Below are 6924 nucleotides of genomic sequence, written 5' to 3'. Positions count from 1 at the left end.
TATTATCTTCAATTGGGTATATTTCACCAGCTCAATATGAAACAGACTACTATGATAATTTAAACGAGTCAGGTAAAGTGGCCTGACTTAAACAAACTGGTCTCCGATGAACTCGGGGCGATTCATCCAACAAAGCAATGGTTTAATTATTGATTTACGTTTTAGTATGGGTGGAAGTGACTTAGTAGCATTTTCTATTTTATCTTACTTAATAGATTCAGAATTAGCCTTGGGGGGGAAACAATTTAAAACATCGACAGGTTATAGTGAACTTCAAAAAATTGTTGTCGCCCCATCAAAAATTAATCATTACACAGGAAGCATTGTTGTTCTAACTAGTCAAAAAACACCTAGTGCGGCTGAAGTATTTCTTTTAGGTTTACAAGCAAGAGGCAACGTTACTTTTATTGGTGAAAGAAGCTACGGAGCTTTTAGCGATGCGTTAACAAAAGCTTTGCCCAATGGTTGGGGGATCACATTATCAAATGAAAGATATCTAAATTCTCATGGGGATAATTATGAAAACATTGGATTGCCTGTAGATCATGAATTTGTATTTCTTGATGTGAAGAATATTGAAAGCGGAAAAGATGTGCAGCTTAATGAGGCAATTAAAGCTTTTAGATAAGTGCATTTGGCGTATAATGAGGCGTTACCAATATCTGCTGATGGCACTAAGCCGAACTTCGGCAAAGAGCGATAACCGACCATTCAGGTGAGTCGTCATTAACTTAGTAAGAATAAGTGAAAACCTCCCTCTTTTTCACATAGTAAAATAACCTTTCCTAAGCTTAATATTTATAGATGGCAATAACTTACACTATTTGCTATTAATAGAAACTCATAAAATAAGGATGTTTTCGCGCTAAAAAAGGAAAAGTGTCCTCTGATAAAGTTGTTAGGTTGCATATGAGCACTGAGATTGAACCAATGTATGTTGATTGTGGCGAACATGGTAAGCGAGTTGCGGCCGTCGTCTGTTGCCATTTGTTGAAACCAGAAGGTGTACCTGTAGGCTTTATTGAAAACTCTAGCGAACCTAATGACCTTCAAGCGTGGTGTTCCAAATGTGAAGCCTTGTTTGATGAAGAAGATGGTATGACTGAGAAGTTTCGAGCCTTTAATAAAATGTCAGTTGTGTGTGTCAATTGTTATGAAACATCAGCTGATTATCACAGCGTCGAGGCTCAATAGTGTTTGTTGTAGACCAGCAACCTAACAAGCCAAGTCAGCGGGAATTTTACTCGCTGAAAAACGCTCTTGAAATCCCCTGCTTGGGGCGTTACCACCGTCCGCTCATGGCACTCTCCAGCCACTCGACAACATAAAATGCTGATAATAATTGGTAAGGTATTTTACTGTGTCGGATGGCACTTCGCTTATTCGACCTGCACTGGCACAAAACTGCCCATCAAATAAGTATGATTTTTATACTGCAGTGGTATAAAACTTAAAGGGAAGTATATTGTCGTTGATAATGATCAAAATCTTTATGCTTACGATGCAAACAGAAAACACATGAATTTCATTGCGCCTCTTATTTGTAGTAGCCAATGAAATAAAACAATTATTAGAATATTATCAAAGTATTAATTTCACAAGTTACATTCCTTTGGTTATGCTAGTGAGCATTATAAAATTATATTGCGAAACCCTCTATGCTACCTCTACTTCGTATCTTGATAATTGAGCAAGACCCAGCCACTTTACAAGGGCTTTCAACGAACCTATCAAAGACCATTCCTAACTTTGAGCGAGACGATATTCATATCGATATTATTGAATGCCTCGAGCTTAAACACGCGCTGGAATGTGTAGAGGAAGATGGTGATATTCAAGCCGTAGTTCTAAGCTGGGATATGCACAACAAAGTGGGTGAGCGGATGTATAGCCGCTTTATCGAGGATTTAAAGGCAATTCGTCTTGAGTTACCGGTTTATGTTATTGGCGACGACACTAAAGGGCTGGAGATCGTAAACGAATCAGAAGAAATCGAATCATTCTTTTTTAAAGATGAAGTGATTTCTGACCCAGAAGCTATTTTAGGCTATATGATTAACGATTTTGACGACCGCTCTGAAACACCATTTTGGACGGCATATCGTCGTTACGTTGGTGAAGCAAACGACTCTTGGCATACACCGGGTCATAGTGGGGGTTCTAGCTTTAGAAACTCACCTTACATTAAAGATTTTTATCAGTTTTACGGCCGCAATGTATTTGTTGGCGACCTGTCGGTTTCGGTAGACTCGCTAGGTTCATTATCAGACAGCACTAATACTATTGGTCGCGCCCAAGAATCAGCCGCGGCGACGTTTGAAGTTAAACACACCTACTTTGTTACAAATGGTTCATCCACCTCAAATAAAATCATCTTGCAGACACTGCTGCGCAAGGGAGATAAAGTAATTGTCGACCGTAATTGCCATAAGTCAGTACACTATGGCATCTTGCAATCAGCCAGTTACCCTATTTATTTGGCGAGTATCTTAAACCCAAAATATGGCATTTTCGCGCCACCATCGTTGGCCGACATCAAGTTAGCAATTGAAAACAATACTGATGCTAAATTACTAGTGCTTACCGGTTGTACTTACGATGGCTTACTTAGCGACCTAAAACAAGTCGTAGATTATGCTCATCAATATGGTATTAAGGTATTTATAGATGAAGCCTGGTTTGCATACTCTTTGTTTCATCCTAGCTTTCGTCATTATTCTGCGATACATGCAGGGGCTGACTACATTACGCATTCGGCGCATAAAGTAGTATCGGCGTTTTCTCAAGCGTCTTATATTCATATTAACGACCCCGATTTTGATGCCGATTTCTTTCGAGAGATTTATAGTATCTACGCTAGTACATCGCCTAAATATCAGCTTATTGCATCGCTTGACGTGTGCCAAAAGCAATTAGAGATGGAAGGCTATAAGCTGCTCAATGCGCTGCTAAATCATGTTGAGGAGTTTAAACAACAGATGGCCTCGCTTAAGCAAATTAAAGTATTAGCTAAGCAAGACTTTATGGAAATATTCCCGCACTTTAGTGGTGATAACATGGGTCACGATCCATTAAAAATCCTTATTGATATTAGTGAGCTACCCTACTCATTAAAAGATATTCATAAATATCTACTGGATGAAATTGGGCTAGAGATTGAAAAATACACACACAGCACAATTTTGGTTTTACTGACGCTTGGCGGCACGCGCTCAAAAATAATTCGTTTGTACAATGCATTGAAAAAGCTAGATAGCGGTAAAGTAAAATTGTCGAAATCGACGCGCAGAGCTCGCTTACCTGAAAACTTACCAGCCATAGACTTGGCATGTATTCCAAGCGATGCTTTTTATGGCGACCGCGAATCTGTGCCTATTAGCAAAAGTAGCAACCGCATTTGTGCAGGTTTAGTTACTCCATACCCACCGGGCATTCCGCTTTTAGTCCCAGGCCAGCATATTACTGATGATCATGTTGAATATTTGCAAGAGTTGGCAAGCCAAGGGCTGACGATTCAAGGCAGTTTTGATGGTGAAATTTATGTTCTTAAGGGTAAGGTTAAGAAATAAAAGTATTCCTTTACTACTACCCCACACATTATTACTGCCGGCAGTGTCGCAAGACATTGCCGCTGTAACAGAATTTAGAAGTAAAATACAAAGTGGAATAAATCATTTTTGTAAATGTTAACTAATTATAGTTAAAAAAAAGCAAGCCAGGTGGCTTGCTTTTAGCGTCTTTAAATACACACACTTATAGACTCGATTTAACTATAACCTTTAAAATCTATAGCTTGCACCAAATGTAATACGGCGGTCTGTAATACCTTGGAAACAAAGTAAAGCACCTTCGTTTACACAAGACTGGCTAACTTCTGACTCAGTTAAGTTAACGGCTTCAATACCGATATTTAGCTGATCGTTCACATCATAACTTATGCTGGCATTAAGCTGCCCTCTGTCTTCTTGTACAACAGGGAAACCCCATGGGAAGCTTGAAGTGCTACCAAAGTCAGTTGAACGGTACCCTTCGCGCCACGTGTAACGCGCTCGAGCAGATAGACCGTATTTCTCATAGTAAAATGTGATGTTATATGCGTTTTCTGACAGATCAATGAGTGATTGCTTAGCACTTATGTCTGTATCCGGGTTACCGGTTGTTAATGCAAAAACAGCATTTGCACGACTCGTTGCGGTGTCAAATGATTCACCACCAGAAAATTCTTGATAGGTATAGTTAGCAACTACACCAAAACCTGATGCCCAGCCTAGCTCTTTTTCAAAATTTGATAAGTCGTATTGAGCTGCAAGCTCGATCCCTTGCTGTGTTGTTTCACCAGAATCATTAATAGTAGTTTGTGTTGGTACACATAACCCTACGCCAGCATCTGGGCCAAATACGTTTATGTCAGCAATTGGGTTAAATATGCCGCCGCCTTCACATTCTGGACCATTTGTATCGCGAAAGCCTGTGCTTGGGTCTTCAAATGGGTCAACTTGCTGTGTAACGTGCAAATCGCTACGTGTTTTATGAAAGTACCCCACACTTAATAAAGCAGCGGGTGCAAAATACCAATCAGTGGATATATCGAAAGAGGTTACTTCTTCTGGCTCTAAGCCTGAGTTACCTATTGAAACTGCACTATTAGGGCTGGTGCCAAACGTAACGGATGTAGATAGGTCATCAAAATCTGGGCGTCTGATATCTTTTGACCAACCTAGACGAACAATCACATCTTCACTTACATTCGCGGCTAAATTAAATCGTGGTAAAAAGAAATCGTAATCACCTTTTGACGTTACTTGAGTCACCAGTTCGTTGCCACTTCCATCTTGAGTAACAGAGTTACCTAGCGATGTAACTTCAGTCTCTAAATAACGTAAGCCAAAGTTACCGCGAAACATGCCATACTCAAAATTAGCTTGTGCATATAAGGCATGTGTTTCTTCTTCAATATCAAAAAACGCATTTACTTGAGACGTTGGTGAACTTATTGGACCACGATCAGAACCTGTTATTGCATTATTAGCTTCAATCGCTTGGTTAAGTGCTGCTAATACAGCTTGTGGTTCAGAGGATGCAAGCTCTGGGTTTATAAGTAAGAAATCACGAATATAAAGTGCTCGCCCATCACCATCGTTAAAGTTATCTGGGCCCGCTGTTAATAATTGTGCAAATAAATCACCCGTTGGGCTATCAGCCATATTTCTTAAACCAACGTTAGAGCGAACTTGATCCGACATACTACTCGTTTTGCTGTAGCGATAACCAAAATCGACTGACGTTATTACATCATCTAAGTAATATGTAAAATCTGTACGAAACGCATCTTCTGTATTTTCTGACTCGTCTTGCCCTTGGTTTACATCACGTAGAACAACATTTGCAGGGTCGAGTAATTGAGCCATTGTTGGTGCGTTTGCCTCCCCCGTTGCAATACCAAATGTAAGTGCATCACCTGTAAGATCATACTCAAAAGGAGTACCGTTTTCATTTGACGAATTAGTAGCGACATTTGGATTTATAAAATTAAGCGTTGTATTAAAGCTTGGTGTAGTTGAATCAGAACGAGAGGTTGAGGCTTCAACACTTGCAAATAATCTATCGCCTTGCCATTCGCCCCCTATTCTAAATATTTTGCTTTTTGTTATGCGTGAATTAGTATCACTAGAAAAACGTAAATTAGGATCGCCACCACCGTCTTCAACCGGAATAACGCCTCTTACGGCCGCTTGTATGCTGCCTAGGTTTTGTCCGTCAAGTGAACCAAAATTAACTGTTTCAAATTCACTCGGTATTGATACATTTCTAAGATCACTTAGGCCAGATGCTTGTACTCTTGAGCTTTCTTGGCGGCGCTCTTGATCGTTAACAACTGCATCAAAAAAGAATTTCATATTATCGTTTGGTGCATATTCAAATGTACCTGCGAAGTTTTTTGTCTCGTATTCGTAATTATCGTAATCTTGAATTAAAAATTGTACTGGTAGAAAATCAAACGATTGTGCACTTGCAGCACCACTATCAGCGGCTACCGAATTATCTCTATCTGCGCGAGGACGAAATGCGGTTACGTCTTGCTCACTGTAACTACCACTAAATACAACACCAAACTTACCGCCAGAATCAAGCTCCCAGTTATCACCCCAAGCACCCGATACCCTAGGAGTAACACCATCTGTTGATAAGCTACTATCTTCACCTTGAACTCTAATTGAGCCTAGAGTTTCATTTAACTGTAACGGGCGAATTGTTTTAAGGTTTATTGTTGCGCCCACAGAGCCTTCGATTGTTTTTGCTTCAGGTGACTTAATTACTTCTACACCGGAGATGATTGCAGCTGATACATCTTCAAAACTAATGCCACTTCGCCCAGACCCAGAGCCAACTGTTGATACGCCGTTCACTTCTGTACGATTAGCATTGGTACCACGAATTTGAACGCCCGTACCTACCCCTGCTTCACGGGTAATTTGAATACCCGTTACATTTTCAAGTACTTCTGCGAGGTTTTGATCTGGTAGCTTACCAATATCGACAGCCTCAATAATCTCAACAAGGCTATCTGCTGAACGCTTTTGTGCAAGCGCATTTGTAAGCGATTGTCGAATGCCTGAAACCTCAATAACCTCAAGATCGTCTGCAGCTTTTTTTGGAGCTTCTTGCGCCTGTGTAGACAAAGACATACCAAGTGCGGTTGCCGATATAACTGCCAGTGTAATTTTAGATAACTTGTGACTCATAGTTTTTTTCCTGTGTGTGTGAAATGCTATGTTTAACCAGCTACTTTATTGTTTTTATTAAAAGCCCTTAATTACTACAAACCCTTAACTTTATATTTACACCCAACCATAAAAAGGTCAACCTTTTGGTAATGAATTTAGATTAAATATTATGCAATATGTTATTACCAAAATAGAAAAA

At 39.8% G+C, this 6924-nt stretch carries 4 protein-coding genes; 3 read left to right on the top strand and 1 reads right to left on the bottom strand.

Annotated elements, in window-relative coordinates; translation table 11 throughout:
• Positions 1 to 106 precede the first annotated feature (106 nt).
• The 3 genes from H5126_RS02380 (at position 107) to H5126_RS02370 (ending at position 3569) form a co-directional block, all read left to right on the top strand.
• Positions 107 to 628: a S41 family peptidase gene (locus H5126_RS02380; RefSeq protein WP_259413397.1), complete on the top strand. Its 522-nt coding sequence runs from the start codon at positions 107 to 109 to the stop codon at positions 626 to 628.
• Positions 629 to 909: 281 nt separating this feature from the next.
• Positions 910 to 1194 carry a hypothetical protein gene (locus H5126_RS02375; RefSeq protein WP_007587265.1) on the top strand — a complete coding sequence of 95 codons (285 nt, stop codon included), beginning with the start codon at positions 910 to 912 and terminating at the stop codon, positions 1192 to 1194.
• Between the two features lie 464 nt (positions 1195 to 1658).
• Positions 1659 to 3569, top strand: coding sequence for an aminotransferase class V-fold PLP-dependent enzyme (locus tag H5126_RS02370; protein WP_121954504.1), 1911 nt, complete (start codon positions 1659 to 1661; stop codon positions 3567 to 3569).
• Positions 3570 to 3779: 210 nt separating this feature from the next.
• Here H5126_RS02370 and H5126_RS02365 read toward each other — a convergent pair whose 3' ends face one another.
• Complete coding sequence (locus H5126_RS02365; RefSeq protein ID WP_182720602.1) at positions 3780 to 6743, bottom strand: TonB-dependent receptor; 2964 nt, start codon at positions 6741 to 6743, stop codon at positions 3780 to 3782.
• Between the last annotated feature and the right edge of the window lie 181 nt (positions 6744 to 6924).

It is taken from the genome of Pseudoalteromonas sp. SG45-3, assembly GCF_014164075.1.
Classification (GTDB): domain Bacteria; phylum Pseudomonadota; class Gammaproteobacteria; order Enterobacterales; family Alteromonadaceae; genus Pseudoalteromonas; species Pseudoalteromonas distincta.
This window is presented reverse-complemented; position numbering and strand designations above follow the sequence as displayed.